Here is a 23,022-nt window from a genome sequence, read left to right on the forward strand (position 1 = left end):
CAGGCGGACAATCTGTAAGGCATACACCGGAACTAACACCAAAGGGGGCCCACATGGCTTTTTCACTTCCCGACCTTCCCTATGCCCACGACGCGCTTGCGTCCAAAGGCATGTCCGCAGAGACGCTGGAATATCACCACGACCTGCACCACAACGCCTATGTCACCAACGGCAACAAGGCGATCGAAGGAACCGAGTGGGCTGACAAATCTCTCGAAGAGATTATTCTGGGCACCTACAACAAGGGTGCCGTTGCCCAGAACGGCATTTTCAACAACATCAGCCAGTTGTGGAACCACAACCAGTTCTGGGAAATGATGGGCCCCGGCGATGCGGGCATGCCCGGCGAGCTGGAAAAGGCGATCACCGAAAACTTTGGCTCGGTCGACAAGTTCAAGGACGAGTTCAAAGCCGCAGGCGCGGGCCAGTTTGGGTCTGGTTGGGCATGGCTGGTCAAGGACGCGGACGGCAGCCTCAAGGTCACCAAGACAGAGAACGGCGTGAACCCTATCTGTTTCGGCCAGACCGCTCTGCTGGGCTGCGATGTGTGGGAACACTCATACTACATTGACTTCCGCAACAAGCGCCCGGACTACCTGTCGAACTTCCTCGACAATCTGGTGAACTGGGAAAACGTCGCATCGAGGATGTGATCTGATTGCCCCTGTTTGGGGCACCTGATGAACAGCGCGCGCCCGGTTGCCCTGTTGGTGACCGGGCGCGCTGCGTTTTGCGTTTGGTCTTGTGGCAAAACCGTCACATCCGGGGATGGGTGATAGGGACCTTAAACGCTGCGTTCATCATCGATGAGGAAAGCCGGGGAAGTGCCGTCGCGTCTATGTCAGAGATGGTGTGGGTCGCGCCCTCGAGACGCGCTGGCTTAGGCGGTGGTTTTGTTGGCCAAATGAGGACGACAAGCGCAGATACAGGCGATCCTCGCTCAAGGGGATGCGCGCGGTCGTGTCAGTCCGGTTGCGGCACGACCTCGGTCAACAACTCCAGCGTCTCGTCCACCGTGCGGGTCACGGTGATGAAATCCAGCAGGCTCGCGTCGGCAAAGTCGCAAAACACCACATGTTCCAGAAGCGCGACCAAAGGGTCCCAATAGCCCTTTGTATTCACAAGGTAAATTGGCTTGTCATGCAGGCCAAGCTGGCGCCAGGTCAGCACCTCGAACAGCTCGTCCAGCGATCCGGCCCCACCCGGCAGCACCACCACGGCGTTGCAATTCATGAACATGACTTTCTTGCGCTCATGCATGGTTTCGGTGACGACATAGCGGGTCAGGTCCGTCTTTCCGACCTCCCAATCGACCAGATGCTGCGGGATCACCCCAAAGGTTTCGCCCCCTGCATCCTGCGCAGCACGCGCCACAGCCCCCATCAGCCCTACGTCTCCGGCCCCGTAAACCAGCCGCCAGCGGCGTTGTGCCAGACCGGTCCCAAGTGCCGCCGCTTCGGTCATATAGGCCGGGTGACGCCCCCGCCGAGAGCCGCAATAGACGCAGATGGATGGTTTGGGCATGACAGGCTCCGAAGACATGGCGCGGGAAAGTGATCGACCGGGTGCGCGCGTGTTTTGACCGTTGTTAAGCCGCCTGTTATGCAAGCGCAATCAAACCACGCACAGCAGATGCGTAAATGAGGGTCGAAAATGTCGAAATGGGCGGCCATGGCCGGGTCAAACGGCGCGCTTTTGGGATCGGTTGCAGTGCTGGCGATTGTGGCCGTCGTCGCAGGCGTTTTCATCAGTCGACAGGACGAGGCATCGGTGCCGGAGGCAGCCCCTGCGGTCGAGGCCGTCGCGGCCGTGCCCGAGGCCCCCACCCAAGAGCCGCAAACCCCCGAGGTCACGCCAGCCCCCGTTGCAGCACCGTCCATTGACGAGGTGCGGCTGGAAGCCGACGGGCTGACGATCATCGCGGGCCGCGCCGCACCGGGCAGCACCGTCTCGGTGTTGCTGGACGGGGTCGAAAACATCTCTGTCACCGCCGATGAGGGCGGATCGTTCGCGGCCATTACAATCCTGCCCGACAGCGCCAAGGCCCGGGTGCTGACCCTTGTGCAGCGGGTCGGTCTGCAGGAGGTCGCCTCGCTCGACGAGATCATTCTTGCCCCGCAGGACAAGCTGGTGGCCGGGGCCGAGGCACCCGCGCGCCCGCAAGCGCCCGGCATTACCGCGCCCGAGACGGAGGTGCCCGTGATCGCGGCGGCCGTGCCGCCCACAGACGCACCCGGCAGCGCGCAGCCCCAGACCACCCCCACGGAGGATGTGGCCGTCGCTGACGGTAGCGCGCCCGCCGCGACGGATACCGAGACGGCGAGCGCAACGGACCGGACGGCCCGCCCGGCGCCGCAGCCCGACAACACGGCCGAGCCATCGGCCAGCACCACGCAGCAGGCGGGCAGCCCGACTGAGCAGACGGACGGCACACCGCTCCAGGCACCGGCAATCGCCTCCCTCGCACCCGCCACACCGGCGCAGCCCGCGGCCACGCCCGACGACGTTGCGGCCGCGCCGAGCGACGGCAACCGGGACGATGCGACGGCCGTGAACGTGCTCAGATCCACCGAAGACGGGGTCGCGGTGTTGAACGTAGCCGCGCCCGAAACCCTCGAGAATATCGAGATCGACACGATCAGCTATGACGATGACGGGGACGTGCAACTGGCAGGCCGCGCGCAGGACGAGGCGGCGGTCGTGCGCGTCTATGTGGACAATCGCCCCGTGGCCGATCTGGACGTGCAGGGCGACGGCAGTTGGCGGGGCGACCTGCCGCAGATCGACACCGGCGTCTACACCTTGCGCGTGGATGAATTGAATGATGCGGGTGAGGTGACAAGCCGCGTCGAAACCCCGTTCCGCCGCGAAGATCCCGAAGTGCTGGCCGCGATAGAAGAGAGCGACGCACCCGTCACCCAAGTGACCGTGCAGACCGGCAATACGCTCTGGGGGATTGCGCGCGATCGATACGGCGACGGGCGGCTTTATGTCGATGTGTTCGAGGCCAATCGCGTGAACATTCGCGATGCCGACCTGATCTTTCCGGGTCAGGTGTTTGCCTTGCCCGAATAGGGTGCGTGCACTGGCAAGTCTGGCGTGACCGGGCTATGTCTTGGCGTCAATACTCCAAGGACGTCTTTCCATGCCCGCTGACACCACAGCATCGACCGCTCCGAAAGGGGCGGCGCACCCTCAGCCCGACCCCGACAATTCCGTAGCCGAGGCCGAGCGCCGCTCGGGTTGGCGCACGATCCGCAAGGTCGCGCCCTATCTCTGGCCTGCCGACAAGCCGTGGGTAAAGCGGCGCGTGGTGCTGGCGATGCTGGCGCTGATCCTGTCCAAGCTGGTGTCGGTCTATACCCCCATCATCTACCGCGACGCGGTGGACGTGCTGGCGGGCGAGGGGACGTCGGCGCTGGCGCTTGGGGCCATCGGGCTCACGGTTGCCTACGGCGTGGCACGCCTGTTCAATGTCGGCTTTCAACAGTTGCGTGATGCGATCTTTGCCCGCGTGGCGCAGCGCGCGCTGCGGATGCTGGCGCTTGAGACGTTCCAGCACATTCACCGCCTGTCGATGCGCTATCACATCACACGCAAGACCGGCGGCCTCAGCCGCATCATCGAACGCGGGGTCAAGGGCGTCGAATTCCTGCTGCGCTTCCTGCTGTTCTCCATCGGACCGCTGGTGCTGGAACTGGCGCTGATCGGGATTATCCTCACGATCCTGTTTGATGCGTGGTATCTGCTGATTGTGGCCGTCACCATCGCGATCTATGTCTGGTTCACCTTTGCCGTGACCGAATGGCGCGTGAAGCTGCGCAAGGTGATGAACGATCAGGACACGGACGCCAACCAAAAGGCCATCGACAGCCTGCTGAACTATGAAACGGTCAAGTATTTTGGGGCCGAACGTCGCGAGGCGGGCCGCTATGACAGCGCGATGGAGGGCTATGAAGTCGCTGCCCTCAAGACCAGCTATTCGCTGGCCTTCCTCAACTTCGGTCAGTCCGTCATCATCACCGCGGGCCTTGTCGGGGTCATGGTGCTGGCGGCGGTGGGCGTGCAGAACGGGAGCCTCACAGTGGGCGATTTCGTCATGGTCAACGCCTACATGATCCAGATCACCATGCCGCTGAACTTTCTGGGCACCGTCTACCGCGAGATCCGGCAGGCGCTGGTGGATATGGGCGAGATGTTCGATCTGCTCGAACAGCCCGCCGAGGTGGTGGATGCCCCGGACGCTCCGGCGCTGAAAGTGACCGGCGGGCGGGTCGAACTGGACGATGTACATTTCGGCTATGACCCGGCGCGCCCGATCCTCAAGGGCGTGTCGCTGGTGGCCGAACCGGGCGAGATGGTGGCGATTGTCGGCTCCACAGGCTCGGGCAAGTCGACCATCGGGCGGCTCCTGTTCCGGTTTTACGATGTGGGGTCGGGGGCCTTGCGCATCGACGGACAGGATGTGCGCGATGTCACGCAGGAAAGCCTGCATGCTGCCATCGGGGTCGTGCCGCAGGACACGGTGCTGTTCAACGACACGATCCGCTACAACATCGCCTATGGGCGTGACAACGCCACCGAGGCCGAGATTGTCGCCGCCGCGCGCGCCGCTCAGATCCACGATTTCGTGCAGGCGTTGCCCGATGGGTACGAGACGGCTGTGGGTGAGCGGGGGCTGAAGCTGTCAGGCGGTGAAAAACAGCGCGTGGGCATCGCGCGCACGTTGCTCAAGAACCCGCCGATCCTGCTGCTGGACGAGGCGACAAGCGCGCTTGACACCGAGACCGAACAGGACATCAAGGAGGCGCTGAATGCCGCCGGGCAGGGGCGCACCGTGCTGACCATCGCGCACCGCCTCAGCACCATCGCCGAAGCGGACCGGATCGTGGTGCTGGAAAAGGGCGTGATCGTCGAGACCGGCACCCATGACGCCTTGCTGGCTGCTGAGGGGCGCTATGCGCAGCTTTGGCAGCGTCAACAGGCAGAGGACGCGTGACGGGCCCCGGCGCTGTTTGCTGGCGCAAAGACGCCCCGCCCACCGTCCCGCAGGGCACGGCCTGATGGCGCGCAAGGACTATCCCGAAACCCCAGATGGGCGCTATTTCGTGGCGAAATCCCGGCTGTGGCGCAAGACCGATCCGCGCCTTGATGACACGACGCGCCGGGCGGCTGTAAAGGCGTTGATGCAGGCCCGCCGCGCGGTGCGTTTTGCAAAGGATGAGGTCGAGACGCGTGCCGCGCGTGATGCGGTGGACGCTGCCAAGCACGCTTTGGGCGAACGTGGGCCGGTCTGGTGGGATGATGGCACCCCCGACGAAGGTGGACGCCACCCCAAGAACTCATCCTATGCCGAGTGGTGGGCCGATCTGCCCGACACCGCGCGTGCAGCTGGCGCGGGCAAGGACGCTACTCCGCAGCCTTGAGCGGCGCGTCGGGGAAGGGCAGTTCGGACTGCGCGCTGTCGCGCCCCGGCTCCGCATCGAAATCCCAGACCAGCTCGCGGTTGTCCATCACCCGGCAATCGCGCGCCAGCGACCAGTCCCGCGCTGCGGTGCTTGCCTGGCCAAAGGACAGTTTTGCCAGCAACTGGCTGAGCCACATCGCGTAGGTCACGACCCAGACCCGCAGCGCCAGCATCGACGGCGTCACCATCAGCGTCAGCACCGTGGCGATCCCAAGGCCGAAAACGACAGCGGTGGCCAACTGCTTCCACCAGAGCGCGGTCGGGCTATCGACGGTGTAGCCGCCATCGCCGAAATTGAGGCTGAGCCCGAACATCATGGGCGCAAGGCCGGCCATCGTGGTGACGGTCGTCAGCAGAACGGGGCGGATACGGTCCTGCGCGGTGCGGATGATCGCCTCGATCCGGGGCATGTAGCGCTCGTATTCCTGATAGGTGTCGATCAGTACGATGTTGTTATTCACAACGATCCCGGCAAGAGCGACGATCCCTGTGCCCGTCATGATGATTGAAAACGGCTGGTCCATGACCAGCATCCCGATCAGCACGCCTGCGGTGGACAGCACCACGGCTCCAAGCACCAGCAACGCATTGTAAACGCTGTTGAACTGGGCCAGCAGGATGATGAACATCAGCCCCAAAGCACCCATAAAGGCTTGACCGAGGAAAGCCCCGGATTCGGCCTGATCCTCTTGGTCGCCGGTCCATTCAAACTCGATCCCCTGCTCGAATGGGCCGGTGTCAAGCCATTTGGTGATCTCTGCAATCCGCTCGTTGGCATTGACCGGCTCAAGGCGCAGGTCGCCCGCGTCTAACGCGGCCTGCAAGTCTGTGCCGGGCGCAGCGGTGCCAAGGGCCAGGACGCTGTAACGCACTCCGTCTTCTGAGGTGATCGGACCGTCCGCTGCGGGGCGCAGGGTGGCGGCGATCACGGGTGTTTGTACGCCGTCAACCTCCGCCGTAGTGGTCAGTTTTTGCAGGCCATCAAACACGTCCGCCTTGACGTCGAAATAGCGTTTCTGGTCCACCCGGTTGATCTGGGCCAGTTCGGCCACAGGCGTGCGGGTGATGAAGTTGGCCAGCGGCACCAGACCGTCCGCCGTGCGCACCTTGAGCGTGTCGAGGGTCGACAGAACCCGGTCGGCTTGGGGCAGGCGGACGCGAATCTCGATCTCCTCGTCCGAGGTGTCGACACGCATCGTATCAAGCAGCAGACCGCGCGTCACAAGTTGCACCATCGCGCCCACCGTGGCGACATCCGCGCCGTAGCGACCTGCCTCTTGCACATCCACGTCAATTTGCCAGTCGATGCCGGGCAGGGGGCGCGTGTCCTCGATCCGCACGAGGCCGGGGGTGGTGTCAAAGGCCTGGCGCGCGGTGGCGGTCGCGTTCAACAAGTCCTGCCAATCATCTCCTTTAATGCGCAGATGCACCGGCTTGGCCGAGGCGGGGCCTTGGGCCAGCGGCAGGACTTCGGTGCGGATGCCGGGGATTTGGCCCAGCTCTTCGGTCAGCTCATTCAGCACGGTGTCGCCGTCAAAGTCGGCCGATTTCACCTCGCGCATGACGGTGTAATTGATCAGGGGCAGGGTGAACCACGCCTCCGTCGCATCGGGGCGTTCTTCCCACGGGATCGTTTCCAGCTGGACCTGCCCGATGGCGTCCTTTGGTGAGCCTGCGCCGCCCGTGTTGGCGTTCAACCCGCCCGCGCCGGCGAATGCAAAGGCGCTGCGGATGCCGGGATGGGCGTTGATCACATCCTCGACCTGACCAAGCAACGCGTCCTTTTCCTGAAGCCCTAGGTTGCCGCGTGCCAGCACATAGACGATGGCCTGTTCGGGCTCAGTCGCGACAAAGAATTCAACGCCGCGGTTGTTGTTGATGAAATAGATCAGCGTAGTGCCCACAAAGACGAAGACAAATCCGATCATCGCCAGTGGCATGATCGGATTGCCCACGATGCCCTGGATCAGATAGCCGAAGTTGGACCGTTGATAGCCCGAGCGGACCTTGCGCGTGCGCTGGCCGAACACCTTGCGCCCCGCCCAGATTCCAGCCCAACCCATGCGCAACAGGACAGCCGAGAGGCTGAGCAGAAACAACACCAGCCCCGCCAAGGCAAATCCTGCCAGCACAACGATACCGAGGGCCATCGCAAACACCTTCAGGAATGTGGGCAGAACGGATTGCCAGATGGATTGCTGATCCATCGCCCCAAGCGTTGCGCCGATATTGCCCTGAAGCAGCGGGATGGCCACCAGACCAACCATCATTACGGCGGCCAACCCGAACAGTGCGATATGGGTCCACAAGGGCAGGGAGGCGATGCGCACATTTTGCGTGCTGAGCCAGATGGTCAAACGCCCGAGCACTCCGCCCATCACAGGCAGATAGATCAGTGCCACGATCAGCGAGGCCGACAGGACAAAGATCAGCGTGACGGGCAACATACCCATGAATTGCCCCGGCACGCCCGGCCAGAACAGCATCGGCAGAAAGGCGCAAAGCGTGGTGGCCGTCGAGGATACGACCGGCCAGAACATGCGTGTTGCCGCCTCGACATAGGATCGCATGGGGCCGGAGCCGGCCTGTTGCCGCTTGTCCGCGTATTCCACGACGACGATGGCCCCGTCGACGAGCATCCCGACAGACAGGATCAGCCCGAACATCACGATGTTGGAGACAGAGATGCCCATGATCGCGAGCAGCACGAAGCACAACAGGAACGAGGTCGGGATGGCAAAGCCCACCAGCAACGAGGCGCGGGGCCCCAGAAAGGCGAGCGAGACCATCATCACCAGCGCAATGGCCGTCAGAACCGACCCCTCAAGCTGGCCAACCATGGAGGCCACTTCGCGGCTCATGTCGTTTGACGTGCCCACCTCGACTGCCGCGATCAGCCCCTCGGGCCATTCGGCGGATTTCGTGGCCACCAGTTCTTTGACCTCGGTGGCGGTGTCGATCAAATTGAAGCCTTTGCGTTTCACCACCTGCAGCGCCACAGTGTCCTGACCGTTAAAGCGGGCGGTTGAGACGCGATCTTCGAAGGTCAGGTTGATCTCGGCCAGATCACCAAGCGTCACGACACGGTCGCCATTGGTCTTGATGGGCAGGGTGTAGATGTCCTGCACTTCGTCAAAAGAGGAGGGGATCTTGACGGCGAAAGAGCCCTGATCGGTTTCGATCTCACCGGCGGCAATCAACTGGTTGTTGTTCTGCACCACAGTGATCAACTCGCCAGCGGTGACGTTGTAGGCCTCAAGGCGCAACGGGTCGATGATGACCTCGACCATCTCGTCGCGGCTGCCGACAACGGATGCCTCCAGCACGGCGTCCATCGCCTCAAGATCGTCCTGCAAGTCCTTGGCAACACGGGTGATGGTACGCTCGGGCACGGGGCCTGTCAGGTTCACGATGACTATGGGAAATTCGGAAAAGTTGAACTCATCCAGTGTGTACTGTTCAAAGCCCGAGGGGAATTCTGCCTCGGCGCTGTCCATGGCGTCGCGCACATCAGCCATGACTTGCGTCTTGTCCCAGCCAAACTCGAATTCCAGCACCACGTTGGCATAGCCCTCGGCGGCGGTGGAGGTCATCCGGTCAAGCCCGTCCAGATCACCCAACTCGGTTTCCATCGGTTGGATCAGCAGCGTTTCGGCGTCCGTGGCTGAAATGCCGGGGAAGGGGACGGAAAGGACGAGCGTGGGGATTTCGATGTCGGGCTCGCCCTCTTTGGGCAGGCTGATATAGGCGACCGTACCGACGGTCAGGGACAGGATAATAAAGGCCAGAACCATCCGGGCGCGCGAGGCGGCCCACTCAACAACACCGGTCATTGGGTTTGCTCCTGAAAGGTGGGGGCGACCTGCACGCCTGCGGTCACAAATTCCTGTCCCACGACGATGACGTTGATCTGATCGTCAAGTCCGGTGAGCCAGATACCCTGATCGGTGTCGCGCACGACGTCGACGGGTTGGAACGCGACGATGCCCGCATCATCCACGGTGCGCAGACCAAGGCGTCCGTCCTCGTTCAGGGTCAGGGCGGACGAGGGCAACAGATGCGCCTTCGCCCCGGCGGCCGAGATGGCGATTTCGGCGGTCTGCCCATCGCGGATGGTCAGATCAGGGTTGGGCACTTCGATTTCCACGCGGAAGGTGCGGGTGGTGGGATCGGCCGCACGGCTCAGGAATTCGACCTCGCCCGACACCTGTTGGCCTCCGGCGGCAAGGCGGGCGCGGGCCGTTGCGCCAACATCAACGCGGTTCACCTCGGTTTCGGGCACAAAGGCGACCAGCTTGATCGGATCAAGCTGGATCACCGTCGCACACAGCGATCCGGGCTGCAAAAGCGAGCCGAGTTCGGCGGTGTCGCTTTCCAACGTCCCGGCAAAGGGCGCGCGGATATCGAGGCGCTGCATTTCCTTTTCAGCCGTTGCAATTGCGGCAGAGGCGCTTTCGATCCGCGCTGCTGCCGATTGCAAACCGGATTTGGCGGCACTCACACCGGCGATCGCCGCCTCAAAGGACGCTTGGGCGGCGGCCACGGCGGCGTCGCTGTTCTTGACGCGGGTTTCAGCGGCAAAGCCCCCTTCGCTCAACCGACGGGAGGCGTTCTGGTTCACCAGCGCCTCGTCGATGCGGGCCTGGGCCTCGATCACGCGGGCTTCGGCTTCGGGTACGCGGGCTTCGGCTTCGGTCTTGCCGGCGACGGCTTCGGCCAGACCGGCGCGGGCCTCGGCCAATGCGGAATCGCGGGTGCCAGGGTCAAGCTGGCACAGCAATTCGCCTTCTTCCACAAACGCGCCTTTGCGCAAGGGCGGGGACAGGACAGTCGAGGACGTCTCGGCGCGCACATCGACCTGACGGGCGGCCTGGGTCTGGCCCCGCAGAATCACGGCACTGTCAATCTCGCGCGCGGTCGAGCGGCGCACGACCACTTTGATCAATCCGGGTCCCGCTTCGGGTGCTGCCGCTTCTTCCTCTTCCTCTTCGGCGTCGGCACTGGCGTCTTCGGTCTGGGCCATTTCGGGGTCATCTTGCGCCGCGCGGTTCTCAAAGAACGCCAAGGTGCGCTCGCGTTCGATCACCCAGAAGTACAAGCCCGTCGCCACGATGATGGCCAATACAAACGACACAAACCGCATTTCGTGCACTTCCCTTATGGTTTTTGAACGCGCGATGGATCGCGCTTAAGGTCCGATATAAGGTGTCATACGACTAAACTAACCAGTTTAGATTACTTTTTTTGAGCTTGAACTGCAATGTTGCCGGATTGCGGCAAGAGCGCGCGCTGTTTGTGGTACTTGGCTTGGGGGCTGGGGCAGGATAAGAGAGGCGCAAATATTGGGCATGGCAGGGCAAATCTGTCGCCAGACAAGGGGAATGCGGGCGTGAGCAACACCGACAGCTTTATCGAAGAGGTCACGGACGAGGTCCGCCGCGACCGTCTTTATGGCTATCTCAAGCGATATGGCTGGATCGCCGCACTTGCGATCGTGCTGATCGTGGGCGGGGCCGGGTACAATGAGTATCGTCGCGCACAACAGGACGCGCGCGCGCAGGCGCTTGGCGACGCGATGCTGGCAGCCCTGACCACGGACGAGGATGCGGGCCGGGCTGCGGCCCTGGCCGATGTGTCCGCTGATACGCCCCAGGGTGCAGCCGTGCTGGCCTTTATGACCGCAGGGGCGCAGTCCGATGCGGGTGAACCCGAGGCGGCGGCGCAGACCTTGCAATCGGTCACGGATAACGGGGATATCCCCCTGATCTACCGCCAGATTGCCACTTTCAAATCATTGATGTTGCAGGCCGACGTGATAGACCCTGCGACCTTGCGCGCCGGGTTCGAGACCCTCGCTGTGCCCGGTGTTCCCTTGCGGATGCTTGCGACTGAGCAACTGGCCCTGATCGACATATCGGAGGGGGATACGGACGCTGCCATCGCCCGTTTCCAAAGCATCCTTGAGGACGCCGAAGCGACCCCAGGCTTGCAACGACGCGCCCTACAGGCAATGGTGGCGTTGGGCGGCGATCCGCAGGCCCCAACAACTGAGAACGAGCAATAAAGGCTGCACGATGAGGTATTCGCGCATGGGGACCATTGGGGCCAATCGGCTGGGGCTGAGCCCTGCCAGGACAACACTTGGGCTTTGCCTGATATCGGCGACACTGCTGGCCGCCTGCGCCCAACGAGAGATCATATTGCCCGGCAAGCGCGAACCGGTCACCTCGGTGCTGTCTTCGAGCACGCCCGTAGACGAAGAGGGGACCGCAGCCGCCGAGGCCGTCACCGATGAGGCCCGCGCCATCAGCCTGCCTGCACAGGTTGCCAATGCGGATGCGGCCCAAGGGTTTGGCACACCGGATTTTCGCACCGACCACCCGCGGCTCAATGCGACGCTTACCCCTGTGTTCTCTGTCAATATCGGCGAAGGGGACCGCCGCAAACACCGCATCGTGGCGGATCCTGTTGTGTCAGGTGGACGGGTGTTCACACTGGATTCCGAAACTCAGGTAACAGCCGTGTCCACTTCGGGTGCTGTTCTTTGGCAGACCGATGTGCTGCCTGATGGGGCAAAGTCGGGTGACGCAACCGGCGGCGGGCTCGCCGCGGATGGCGATGTGTTATATGTCGCGACCGGGTTTGGCGCGTTGACCGCACTGGATGCGGCTACGGGTGCCGAAATCTGGGCGCAAAAGCTAGAGGGCACCGGGTCTGGCCGTCCGACAGTGTTTGGTGATCTCGTCTATGTGATGGCCGGGGATGACACCGGTTGGGCGCTGGACAAATCCAACGGACGGATTGAATGGCAGGTCACGGGGTCCGAAAACCTGACCAACGTGCTGGGCGCACCGGCTCCGATTGTGACCGATGGGTTGGCCGTCTTTTCCTTTGGCTCGGGCGAGATGCGCGCGGTGTTCCGTCAGGGCGGTCTGCGCCGGTGGGATGCGTCCGTCTTGGGTGAACGCGAAGGGCGCGCGCTGGCCAAATTCGGCGACGTCACGGGCCGGCCCATCGCACGCGACGGGGTGATTTACGCGGGCAACCAATCGGGCCGCACGGTTGCGGTCGCCGCCGGCAGCGGCAACCGCATCTGGACAGCTGACGAAGGGGCCATCGACACCGTTCTGCCAGTGGCCGACAGCGTCTTCCTGGTCAGTGACCGCAACGAATTGCTGCGTCTCGACGCGGCGGATGGTAGCCGTATCTGGGGCATGCCGCTGCCCAATTTCGTCAAGGACCGCCCTACGCAACAGTCCGAAGTCTTTGCCCATCACGGACCCATCCTTGCGGGTGGACGGCTGCACGTCGCCTCTTCTGACGGGGTGCTGCGCAGCTATGATCCGGCGTCCGGCGCGCTTGTGGGCACCACCGAAATCCCGAGCGGGGCCACCACGGCACCGGTTGTGGCGGGCCAGACCCTTTATGTGGTGTCGCGCAAAGGCCAGCTGATCGCTTACCGCTAAGGCGCGTTTGGTCCTTTTCGAGCGGGCGCAGATGGTCTATGTGCGGCCTCTGATCCTTGGATGCGGACCCGGCCATGACCCTGACCCTCGCTATTGTTGGCCGCCCCAATGTGGGCAAGTCGACGCTGTTCAACCGCCTTGTGGGCAAGCGCCTTGCGTTGGTGGATGACCAGCCGGGGGTGACCCGTGACCTGCGCGAAGGGGCGGGGCGGCTGGCGGATCTGCGCTTTACCGTGATTGATACGGCGGGCCTTGAAGAGGCGACCGATGACAGCCTGCAGGGCCGGATGCGCCGCCTGACCGAGCGGGCCGTGGATATGGCCGATGTGTGCCTGTTCATGATCGACGCCCGTGCGGGCGTGACGCCCACCGACGAAGTCTTTGCCGAAATCTTGCGCAAGCGATCTGCGCATGTTCTGCTCGCCGCGAACAAGGGCGAGGGATCGGCCGCCGATGCAGGCGTGATTGAGGCGTTCTCGCTTGGTCTGGGCGAGCCGATCCGCCTGTCTGCCGAGCATGGCGAGGGGTTGAACGACCTCTATGCCCAATTGCAACCGCTGGCGGATCAATATGCCGAAAAGGCCGATAACGATGCCCCCGAGGTGGATGTCGAGGTGGACGAGGATGACCCGGATTACGTCGCTCAACCCACCAATGCCAAACCCCTGCAGGTCGCGGTGGTGGGCCGTCCCAACGCCGGCAAATCGACCCTCATTAACCAGATCGTCGGCGAAGACCGCCTGCTGACCGGCCCCGAGGCGGGCATCACCCGCGACGCCATTTCCCTGCGCACCGATTGGGGCGGCACGCCGATGCGCATTTTCGACACGGCAGGCATGCGCAAGCGCGCCAAGGTGCAGGAAAAGCTGGAGAAGTTGAGCGTTAGCGACGGGTTGCGCGCTGTGAAATTCGCCGAGGTCGTGGTGGTTTTGCTCGATGCGGCGATCCCGTTCGAGCAGCAGGATTTGCGCATCGCAGACCTTGCCGAACGCGAGGGGCGCGCGGTCGTGGTCGCCATCAACAAGTGGGATATCGAGGACGACAAGCAGGCCAAGCTGCGCGACCTGAAGGAAAGTTTCGAGCGTCTTTTGCCGCAATTGCGCGGCGCGCCTCTGGTGACAGTCTCGGCCAAGACGGGGCGGGGGATCGACCGGCTGCACGGTGCGATACTGCGCGCCTATGATGTTTGGAACCGCCGCGTGACCACCGCGCAGTTGAACCGCTGGCTGACCGGTATGCTGGAGGCGCATCCGCCCCCCGCGCCGCAGGGCAAACGGATCAAGCTGCGCTACATGACCCAGGCCAAGACCCGGCCTCCGGGTTTCGTGGTGATGTGCAGCCATCCCGACAAAATGCCTGAAAGCTATAACCGCTATCTTGTCAACGGCTTACGGCTCGACTTTGATATGCCTGGCACGCCTATCCGGCTTTACATGCGCGGGCAGAATGATGCCAATCCCTACAAGGGGCGCAAAAAGGCACCGCCATCAAAACTGCGCAAGCATACCGACGGGCGGCGCAGCTAAAGCCGCTGCGTCATCCCGCGTGCGGCCTGCACGGTCGGCACCGCAACGATCAAACTGGCGACGGCTGCAATCACGGCGATCAATGTGGGCGCGGCCACGATAATCCCGACAAAGGCCCAGATCACGGCCACACCATAGGTCGGCGCGCGGTTCAACCGGCTTTGGATGAAGGTCGCAAGGGCCGTGGCCGCGATGATCATGATCACGGCGGTCGGGATTTCGGCCAGCAGGCCATACCCGGCCAGCAACAGCCCAATGGCCACACAGCTTGCCGCACTCAACCAGCCGGCATAAAGCCCGATGGGCAGGCTCGCCCACCCCGCGTCATGCACCGGGCTGCGGATCAGGGCGATCAGGGCTGGCACCAGCATGGCCCAGATCAGCGAGGTCGCCAAAACCGGGCTGAGGACCGCGGCAGGCAACCAGATCGCGCCCACCGCCAGCGAAATCGCCAAGGGGCCGCGCATGTCCTGCCAATCGGGCGCATCAGGGCGGCGCAGCACGCCAAACGCAGCGGACACGAGCAGCCACAGGTAAATTACGCCCCAGATCGCAAAGGCATAACCGGCAGGCTGCACTGCGGGATCGTCCTGTGGCACCGGAAAGTGGTCAGGGTCGAACCCGCCAAAATCAGGCACCCAAAGGGTTGAGCCTGCAAAGGCAAGTGTCAGCAGCGCGACGAGGTAAGGCATGGTTTTCCACCGTTTACGAAAAAAGTATCTGAGCGTAGTCTGAGACCATTAGAGTAGAGCTTTTGGCGATATTTCAAGGACTTGATAAGAAATGACCCGCATTGCGATCTTTTGTGACGGCACGTGGAATTCCCCCTCGATCCAAGAGCCGACAAGCGTGCACAAACTACAACGCGCCCTTGTGTCGGACCCGGCCAAGGGACAGGTGACAGCCTATTTTCCCGGCATAGGCACCGATCAGCGTTTTGACGGGCGGGTCAAACGGTTCTTTAACAAATGGGGCGGCGGGGCGTTCGGCTGGGGGCTGGATGCAAAGGTGAAACAGGCCTATCAGTTTCTCGCCCAAGTCTATGAGCCGGGGGACGAGATTTATTTGTTCGGCTTTTCGCGCGGCGCCTTCACGGCGCGGTCGGTGGCAGGGATGATCCGCAAATGCGGTATCATCGAAGACACGAGCGCCGAGGCGGTGAACGAAGCCTTCGAGCTTTACCGCAAGCGCGGTGACGCCAACCACCCCGATGCCGATCATATCCGCGAGGCGCGGCGCCGGATGTCGCCCCGGTTCGCCACGTCGGACACGGACATGGCGTGGCGCAACGACACCTCGCGCCTGGTCGAAATCGCTTATCTCGGCGTGTGGGACACGGTGGGCGCGCGGGGCATTCCACCGTCGTTGTTGGGGCCCGTTGCGTCGATGTGGAACCGGCAATACAAGTTCCATGACATGAAGCTGTCGAGCCTCGTGCAATCGGCGCGCCATGCGCTTGCGCTGGACGAGCGGCGGGTGTTCTACAAGCCCGCAAAATGGGATAATCTTGATGGAAATAAGGGGCTTAACAGGGGTGTGACAGGCCCGCTGCGCCCCTATCAACAGCTGTGGTTCGTCGGCAATCATTCGATCGTGGGCGGGTCTGGTGCGGCGCAGCCCTTGTCGTCCATTGCGCTTGACTGGGTGGTGCAGGGGGCCGGGCGGCTCGCCTTGACGCCGGGTGAGACATTCCCGCCGGTGGCCCCGGATCCGCTGTGCGATGCGCCCGAATTGGCCGACCGCCGGTCGTTCCTGAAAAAGTGGAGGCAAGGCCCCAAGCAAAGCTGGGAGGTTCACCCCTCCGTGCGCACAAGATCGCAGGGGCGGCCCGATTACCGCCCCGGCTCACTTGGCATTTAGGCGAGCGTACCGTCCGCCGTCAGCGTCGATTTTCCGCCAAGATAGGGCGCGAGCACGGCAGGCAAGGCCACCGACCCGTCCGCCTGTTGTCCGTTTTCCAGCACCGCGATCAGGCACCGCCCCACGGCCAGACCCGAGCCGTTGAGCGTGTGTACGAATTGCGGCTTGCCCCCATCGGCAGGCTTGAACCGCGCATTCATGCGCCGTGCCTGAAAGTCGCCCGTGGTCGAGACCGAACTGATCTCGCGGTAGGCATCCTGGCCGGGCAGCCACGCCTCGATGTCATAGGTGCGCCGCGCGCCGAAGCCCATGTCACCCGTACACAGGATCACTGTGCGGTAGGGGATCTCGAGCGCCTCGAGGATCCCTTCGGCGCAGCCCAGCATCCGCTTTTGTTCGGCGTCGCTGTCGTCGGGATGGGTGATCGACACCATTTCGACCTTCTCGAACTGGTGCTGGCGCAACATGCCTGCGGTGTCGCGCCCGGCGCTGCCCGCTTCGGAGCGGAAGCATAGCGTGTGGGCGGTCAGCCGGATCGGCAGCGCGCTTGCCTCCAGCACGTCGCCCGCCACCGAATAGGTCAGCGGCACTTCGGAGGTCGGCACAAGCCACATCCCCTCTTCGGTGCGATAGCTTTCCTCGCCGAATTTGGGCAGCTTGTCGGTGCCATACATCGCTTCTTCGCGCACCAGCACGGGGCTGTTCACCTCGGTTAAGCCGTTTTGATCCACATGGGTGTCGATCATGAATTGGGCCAGCGCGCGGTGGATGCGCGCGACCGCCCCTTTGAGCATCACAAAGCGGCTGCCGGAGGTCTTGGCTGCGGTCTCGAAATCCATGTGTGGGGCGACAGAGGCCAGATCAAAATGCTCTTTGGGCGCGAAATTACGGGTTCGAGGCGTCCCCCACGTCTTCACTTCGACATTGTCGTCCTCATCCGCGCCCTCGGGGACATCGTCGGCGGGCAGGTTGGCGATACGGGCAAGCGCGTCCGTCAACTGGGCGTCAAGCGCCTTGGCCTCGTCCTGCATCGCCGCGATCTCGGCCTTTTTGTCGGCCACCAGTGCGCGCAAGCGCTCAAACTCGGCCTCATCGCCGCGGCCTTTGGCGGCACCGACCTCTTTGCTGGCCTTGTTCTGTTCGGCCTGCGCGGTTTCGGCGGCCTGGATCTTGGCCCGGCGCGCCTCATCAAGGGCCAGCAGGTCAGACGACACACCCGCGTCCCCTCGGCGCGCAAGAGCGGCGTCAAAGGCGGCGGGATTGGCGCGGATGGCGCGAATGTCGTGCATGGGTCTGGTCCTTGTTGATCATGATTTCAGGTGAGGCGGGTATGCCCGACCTTGAAGCGGGGGGGAAGAGGGGTTTGGGGTGTTGCGCCGCGGATGAGGCAGATGCGGAACGCCTGGTGTCAGCCGAGCGTTACAGGTTCCGGACGCAGCGCGGTGCGCTCTGGCGAGCGATGGGGCTACTGCGTTCTTTGTCGCACCGTCTGTCGCCAGAGGCCCGCATAATCGACAAGCAAGGGTTTGTTCTCGGCATCCACTGCAATGGGGCGATCCCTGATCGGCTGCGCGCGTGTCTCTCCGCCCACCAGCAGGGCCGCGCCAGCGCTTGTGCCCGTTGTGCCGGATGAGCGGAACACATCGGCCTCCATCGCGACGCTCAGCATTTCGAGGTAGAACCGATTGTTGGCGAACGGGCCCTCGACGATGATGTGCCCGTCATGACCGATGCTGCACAGGCATTCGGCTGTCACCAGCGCGAGGTAAAGCGCCACTGCGGCCCCACGCTGACCTGTTCCCACGCCCGGTTCGTCCCCGATCCATCCCGACGCCTGCCCTTTGAAGGGCCCGCTCTCCGGGGCGAGGGCGGGCAGGAGCATGATCCGGTGTGACAGGATGTGATGCAGGTCATCGGGCGTCGGGTCCGGGTAGGGGCCGCCCATCGCCAGATCATGTTCGCGCCCGCCCATGAAGCGCGCAGAGGGGGCCGGATGGCCAAGCGCGGTCACGTTGATCAGCGTGTCGAGGGCAGGGTCGAGCGGCGTTTTCCGACCCCCAATGGACATAGCAATGACCCACGTGCCGGTCGAGATGACGCTGAACGGAGGGTCTTGCGCCAGAATATACGGCAGAAGCGAGGCGTTGGAGTCGTGTATGCCGCAATAGACGGGCGTGTCCGGTGCCAGCCCGGTGCGCTCGGCGACGGACGGCAGGATCGGGCCAAGACGGTCATGGGGTTTGCGAACGGGGGCAAGTTTGTCCTGCAGATCAAGCGCCGCCACCAGCGACGAGACCTCACCGGCATGCGGGTTCCACAAATCCGTGTGACAGCCCAGAGAGGTCACATCGCTTGCCGTCACGCCCGTCAGCTTTGCGCCCCAGAATTGCGGGTAGGTGACGATCTGCTGCGTGCGCGCGTGCAAGCCCGGATCGGTGTGGAACTGCCAGAACAGTTGCGCGCCAATGTTCAGACCGCCCGCCAATCGGGGCGAACCCGTTTCTTCGAAAGGGGGGCGTATCGCATCATAGGCTTGGGCGGTCTCGGTGGGGCCGGGGTGTTCATAGTCGAGGATTGGCGCGGCAAGTGCGCCGTCCTGATCCAGAAGCGCCGCACAAGCGCCATGGGTCGTGACCGAGATCGCATCGACACCGTGGCGCGCATGGAGATCGCGCAACCCATCCAGCAGAAACGCCCAATGCCCGTCCACATCGAAATGCGGCCAGGGCGGGCCGGGCAGAACCGTGTTGGGGCGGGTGATGACGCTGATTTCTGTCAGGCTCTGCCGGTCGACCAGAGCAAGTTTCGCATTGGTCTTGCCGATATCTATGACGGCGACGTGACGTGTCATGGCATATGGAACACGGTGTCGAGCGGGGTGGCCACGGGCTCACTGCTTGGGTGGGTCTGCATGATGTCGGCCATATGCGCCCACCATTTCTGCATGACCGGATGTGCGGGCAGGCTATCCATTTTGTGCCCGTCCTTGCGCCACAAGACAGCGAAGAGGATATCAGTCTCAGCATCCAGATGGATCGAATAATCCGACACGCCCGCCTCCTTCAAAAGCGTGACCAGCTCGGGCCAGATCGCGTCATGACGCTTGATGTATTCCTCGCGACAGCCGGGGTTCAACTGCATCCTGAACGCATATTTCTCCATCAGCGTGCCCGCCACATGGACCACAGGCGCGGCAGAGCGATGACCCCGATCAGGAGCGCGCCGATGACGATGGACATGACGATGCCCGGCACATTCAGCAAGCCCAACCCGAAGGTGACCAGCCCCATGACGAAGGCCGCAATGACGACTCCGACGATGGTGCCTGAGCCGCCGAGGATGCTGACACCACCGAGGACGACCATGGTGACGACCTCCAATTCCCATCCTGTCGCGATGGAGGGGCGGGTGGAACCAAGGCGCGCGGTCAGGCAGATCGCCGCCACGCCGGACATCAGGCCGGTCAGAAGGAAGAGGATGAATTTCACGCGGTTCACACGGATGCCCGAGAACATCGCGCCCGTCGCGTTATTGCCGATGGCATAGACCGCGCGCCCGAAATTGGTCTGGTGCAAAAGCACCGCGTAGATCACCGCAATGACCGCAAACAGCACGAATTCGAAGGAGATCACCCACCAGACATAACCTTGGCCGAACCACGAAAAGCTCTCTGGATAGCCCCGGAACGCCTGATCTCCGAGCACGATGTAGCTGATACCGCGAAACAGGCTCATGGTGCCGATGGTCACCACAATCGAAGGCAGCCCGAGGCGGGTCACAAGGACTCCATTGAACGCGCCACACAGCAGGCCGACCCCAAGACCGATCAGCACGAGGCCGGGCGTGCCCACACCCATCTGCACGGCGGCCCCCATCGCGGTGGAGGCCAGTGCGATGATCGAGGCGACGGACAGATCGATCTCGCCCGAGATGATCAAAAGCGCCATGGCAAAGGCGATCATCGCCTTTTCGGTGAAGTTGAATGTCGCGTCGCTGAGGTTCCAGGCGTTCAGGAAATAGGGCGAGGCAAAACTGTTGGCGGCGAAAATCCCGATGGCGACGAGCAACAGCAGGGTTTCCCAGCTTTTCAGCCGCTGCTCCATCGCAGAGCGCAGGCGGTCGGGGATGATGCGGTCGGTGGTGGTCATGATATGTGCTCCGCGCGCTTGAGGATGATGCGGCCTTTCTTGCGGTTGGCCTGCGCGTTCAGGGCGACGGCGATGATGATCGCACTGCCCGAAATGGCCAATTGCCAGAAGGGGGAGATGTCGACGACCGGCAGCGCGTTCTTGATGATGCCAAGGAACAAGGCCCCCAAGAGCGCACCCACGACCGTGCCGATACCCCCCATGATCGACACACCGCCGATGACGCAGGCAGCCACCACGTCCAGCTCAAACCCCCCTGCAATATCGACATAGGACACCGCAAAGCGCGACACCCAGAGATAGCCCGTCAGCCCCGCCAACGCCCCCGAGATCGTGAACGCCCAGAACTGCGTCTTGCCTACGTTGATCCCCGCATAGGTCGCGGCATGCGGATTGCCGCCCGCCGCGTAGAACGCGCGCCCAAGCGTGGTGCGTGTCATGACGACGGTGAACACAATGACGGCAAGGATGGCGATCCAGCTGAGCACCGGCAGGCCAAGAAGTTCCGCGCGGGGGAAGGCCTTGAATGCGGGGCTCATCTCGTGACTGTTGACCCATTTGCCGTCGGAAATCAGAAAGATGAAACCGCGAAAGATGGTCATTGTGCCCAAGGTCACCACAATGGGCGGGATTTGCAGTTTCCACACGAGGATGCCGTTGAACATGCCCAGAACCGTGCCCAGACCGATGGCGATGACAAGGATCACGACAATCGGCAGGCCCGGTGCCGCCACATTCACCATCGATACGACCATGCCTGTCAGCGCGAGGTTCGCCGCGACGCTGAGGTCGATGCACTTGGTCAGGATGACGATCATCTGACCAATCGCCAGCAGGATCAGCGGCGACGTGTCATTGAACACATTGGCAAGGTTGAATGGTGCGACAAAGGCGGGAAAACGGGACGAGATCAGCACCAGTAGCAACAGGATGGCCGCGATCAGCAGCGTTTCCCGCGAGGCGATCAGACGTTTGAGCATGGCGCGTTTCCCTCAGATTCCAGCGGCGTGGCGCACAAGTGTTTCAGGTTGCAGATCGTCGCCCGCCAGTTCTGCCACGATGCGTCCCTCGCGCATGACGATCACGCGGTCCGACATGCCCAGCACCTCGGGGATTTCCGAGCTGACCATGATCACCGCCAGACCTTGCGCGGCGAGTTCGGCCATGAATTCGTGCACCGCCGCTTTGGAGCCGATATCGACACCTTTGGTGGGTTCATCGAGGATGATGACCTTGGGCTGGGTGGCAAGCCATTTGGCGATCACGACCTTTTGCTGGTTGCCGCCCGACAGGTTTCCGACATGGGTGTCGAGCGAGGCTGCGCGCAGATCGAGCCGTTCGGTATAGTCGCGGGCCAATCTGAATTCATCGGCAAGGCGCAAGAAGCCCTTTTGGGATATCCGCCCGAGCGAGGGCAGGGTGACGTTCTGAAAGATCGGCAGGTCTAGGATGGCCCCTTGCTTGCCGCGATCCTCGGGCACGTAAACGATCCCGTTGTCCACGGCGTCCGCAGGGGACTTGATATCGACAACCTGACCTTCGATATCGACCGATCCGGCGGAGGGTCGCGTGATCCCGAACAGGGACTGCATGAATTCCGAGCGCCCCGCACCAACCAGACCGTAAAAGCCAAGAATTTCACCGCGGCGCAACTCGAAACTGATGTCCTCAAATTCGGTCGGATGTGCATAGCGATGGACGGACAGAACGGTATCGCCAGCGTTTGGCGTGCGGGCCGGGAATATCTGGCTCACATCGCGACCGACCATCATCTTGACCAACTCGGTTTCGGTCACATCGGCGATGGCACCGTCCCCGATCAACTGGCCGTCGCGGAACACGGTGTAGTTGTCTGCGATACGAAAGATTTCATCGAACTTGTGGCTGATGAACAGGATCGCCTTGCCCTGCGCCTTGAGGCTTTCGACCAGCTCGTAAAGCTCTTCGATTTCCTTGTGCGACAGGGCGGCGGTGGGCTCGTCCATGATCACCACGCGCGCCTTGATCGAGAGGGCACGGGCAATCGCCACGAGGTGCTTGTTGGCGATGCCAAGATCTTTGAGCTTGATGTCGGGATCAAGGTTCGCGCCGATGCTGGACAAGAGTGCGCGGGCCTGTTCGGTCGTCTTCTTGCGGTCGATAAGACCGAATGCGCCGCGCGGCGCGTGCCCCAGAAAGATGTTTTCGGCCACGGACAATTCGTCAAACAGGACCGTTTCCTGATGGATGGCGGTGACTCCGCTGTCGGCTGCGGCTTGCGGTGTCGGAAATGGGGTAGGGCGGTCACCGACAAGGATGCTGCCGCCGTCGGGCTGATAGATCCCGGTCAGGATCTTGACCACTGTGGATTTGCCAGCGCCATTTTCCCCGATCAAGGCCGTCACTTTGCCCGGATAAAGCGAGAGCGAGACCTCGGACAAGGCTTTCACACCCGGAAAGGTCTTGGTGATGTCTGCCAAGGCTAACACCGCCTGTGACACAGGCCGGTCTTTGGACGGCAAAGGCTTCTCCGCTTGCTGCAGCATCAACTGTCTCAATGTGAAAGGGGTGTGTCT

General features: G+C 62.7%; 18 protein-coding genes. 8 read left to right on the forward strand and 10 right to left on the reverse strand.

The window, feature by feature from the left end:
* The first annotated feature begins 53 nt into the window (after positions 1–53).
* A complete protein-coding gene (locus tag Q0908_RS14250; protein WP_299285715.1) occupies positions 54–653 on the forward strand; it encodes a superoxide dismutase in 600 nt (199 codons plus the stop codon).
* A gap of 310 nt (positions 654–963) precedes the next feature.
* Here the strand turns inward: Q0908_RS14250 and Q0908_RS14255 are convergent, their stop codons facing one another.
* Complete coding sequence (locus Q0908_RS14255) at positions 964–1,524, reverse strand: TIGR00730 family Rossman fold protein (RefSeq protein WP_299285718.1); 561 nt, start codon at positions 1,522–1,524, stop codon at positions 964–966.
* A 129-nt stretch (positions 1,525–1,653) separates the two neighbouring features.
* Here Q0908_RS14255 and Q0908_RS14260 point away from each other — a divergent pair, with 129 nt between their 5' ends.
* The 3 genes from Q0908_RS14260 (at position 1,654) to Q0908_RS14270 (ending at position 5,426) form a co-directional block, all read left to right on the forward strand.
* Complete coding sequence (locus Q0908_RS14260; protein WP_299285721.1) at positions 1,654–3,075, forward strand: LysM peptidoglycan-binding domain-containing protein; 1,422 nt, start codon at positions 1,654–1,656, stop codon at positions 3,073–3,075.
* 70 nt (positions 3,076–3,145) lie between these two features.
* Positions 3,146–4,999, forward strand: a complete 1,854-nt coding sequence (locus Q0908_RS14265; protein ID WP_299285724.1) for an ABC transporter ATP-binding protein/permease — start codon at positions 3,146–3,148, stop codon at positions 4,997–4,999.
* A 64-nt stretch (positions 5,000–5,063) separates the two neighbouring features.
* Positions 5,064–5,426 (forward strand): hypothetical protein, encoded by a 363-nt coding sequence (locus tag Q0908_RS14270; RefSeq protein ID WP_299285728.1) that lies wholly within the window; start codon positions 5,064–5,066, stop codon positions 5,424–5,426.
* Here the strand turns inward: Q0908_RS14270 and Q0908_RS14275 are convergent.
* Together Q0908_RS14275 and Q0908_RS14280 are read right to left on the reverse strand one after the other, a co-directional pair.
* Positions 5,410–9,300: an efflux RND transporter permease subunit gene (locus tag Q0908_RS14275; RefSeq protein WP_299285731.1), complete on the reverse strand. Its 3,891-nt coding sequence runs from the start codon at positions 9,298–9,300 to the stop codon at positions 5,410–5,412. The genes Q0908_RS14270 and Q0908_RS14275 overlap by 17 nt on opposite strands.
* Positions 9,297–10,610, reverse strand: coding sequence for an efflux RND transporter periplasmic adaptor subunit (locus Q0908_RS14280; protein ID WP_299285734.1), 1,314 nt, complete (start codon positions 10,608–10,610; stop codon positions 9,297–9,299). The genes Q0908_RS14275 and Q0908_RS14280 overlap by 4 nt, the downstream gene beginning before the upstream one ends.
* Before the next feature lie 246 nt (positions 10,611–10,856).
* On the opposite strand from Q0908_RS14280, the gene Q0908_RS14285 reads away from it, so the two are divergent.
* From Q0908_RS14285 to der, 3 genes are all read left to right on the forward strand, one after another.
* Complete coding sequence (locus Q0908_RS14285) at positions 10,857–11,531, forward strand: tetratricopeptide repeat protein (protein ID WP_299285737.1); 675 nt, start codon at positions 10,857–10,859, stop codon at positions 11,529–11,531.
* A 10-nt stretch (positions 11,532–11,541) separates the two neighbouring features.
* Positions 11,542–12,933: a PQQ-like beta-propeller repeat protein gene (locus tag Q0908_RS14290; RefSeq protein ID WP_299285740.1), complete on the forward strand. Its 1,392-nt coding sequence runs from the start codon at positions 11,542–11,544 to the stop codon at positions 12,931–12,933.
* A gap of 74 nt (positions 12,934–13,007) precedes the next feature.
* Entirely contained in the window at positions 13,008–14,459 is a 1,452-nt protein-coding gene (gene der, locus Q0908_RS14295) for a ribosome biogenesis GTPase Der (protein ID WP_299285743.1), read from the forward strand.
* Here the strand turns inward: der and Q0908_RS14300 are convergent.
* Entirely contained in the window at positions 14,456–15,151 is a 696-nt protein-coding gene (locus tag Q0908_RS14300; protein WP_299285746.1) for a hypothetical protein, read from the reverse strand. The two genes, der and Q0908_RS14300, sit on opposite strands and share 4 nt — an antisense overlap.
* Positions 15,152–15,242: 91 nt before the next feature.
* On the opposite strand from Q0908_RS14300, the gene Q0908_RS14305 reads away from it, so the two are divergent.
* Positions 15,243–16,319: a DUF2235 domain-containing protein gene (locus tag Q0908_RS14305; RefSeq protein ID WP_299285749.1), complete on the forward strand. Its 1,077-nt coding sequence runs from the start codon at positions 15,243–15,245 to the stop codon at positions 16,317–16,319.
* Here the strand turns inward: Q0908_RS14305 and serS are convergent.
* From serS to Q0908_RS14335, 6 genes are all read right to left on the reverse strand, one after another.
* Positions 16,316–17,608: a serine--tRNA ligase gene (gene serS, locus Q0908_RS14310; RefSeq protein ID WP_299285752.1), complete on the reverse strand. Its 1,293-nt coding sequence runs from the start codon at positions 17,606–17,608 to the stop codon at positions 16,316–16,318. The genes Q0908_RS14305 and serS overlap by 4 nt on opposite strands.
* Positions 17,609–17,784: 176 nt before the next feature.
* A complete protein-coding gene (locus tag Q0908_RS14315) occupies positions 17,785–19,170 on the reverse strand; it encodes an FGGY-family carbohydrate kinase (protein WP_299285755.1) in 1,386 nt (461 codons plus the stop codon).
* A complete protein-coding gene (gene rhaM / locus Q0908_RS14320; RefSeq protein ID WP_299285758.1) occupies positions 19,167–19,481 on the reverse strand; it encodes an L-rhamnose mutarotase in 315 nt (104 codons plus the stop codon). Before rhaM ends, Q0908_RS14315 begins: the two co-directional genes overlap by 4 nt.
* A complete protein-coding gene (locus Q0908_RS14325; protein ID WP_299285761.1) occupies positions 19,481–20,467 on the reverse strand; it encodes an ABC transporter permease in 987 nt (328 codons plus the stop codon). Before Q0908_RS14325 ends, rhaM begins: the two co-directional genes overlap by 1 nt.
* A complete protein-coding gene (locus Q0908_RS14330) occupies positions 20,464–21,447 on the reverse strand; it encodes an ABC transporter permease (RefSeq protein ID WP_299285764.1) in 984 nt (327 codons plus the stop codon). The genes Q0908_RS14325 and Q0908_RS14330 overlap by 4 nt, the downstream gene beginning before the upstream one ends.
* Positions 21,448–21,459: 12 nt before the next feature.
* Positions 21,460–22,992 carry a sugar ABC transporter ATP-binding protein gene (locus Q0908_RS14335; protein ID WP_299285767.1) on the reverse strand — a complete coding sequence of 511 codons (1,533 nt, stop codon included), beginning with the start codon at positions 22,990–22,992 and terminating at the stop codon, positions 21,460–21,462.
* Between the last annotated feature and the right edge of the window lie 30 nt (positions 22,993–23,022).

The sequence above is a fragment of the uncultured Tateyamaria sp. genome, from assembly GCF_947494755.1.
Lineage (GTDB): Bacteria > Pseudomonadota > Alphaproteobacteria > Rhodobacterales > Rhodobacteraceae > Tateyamaria.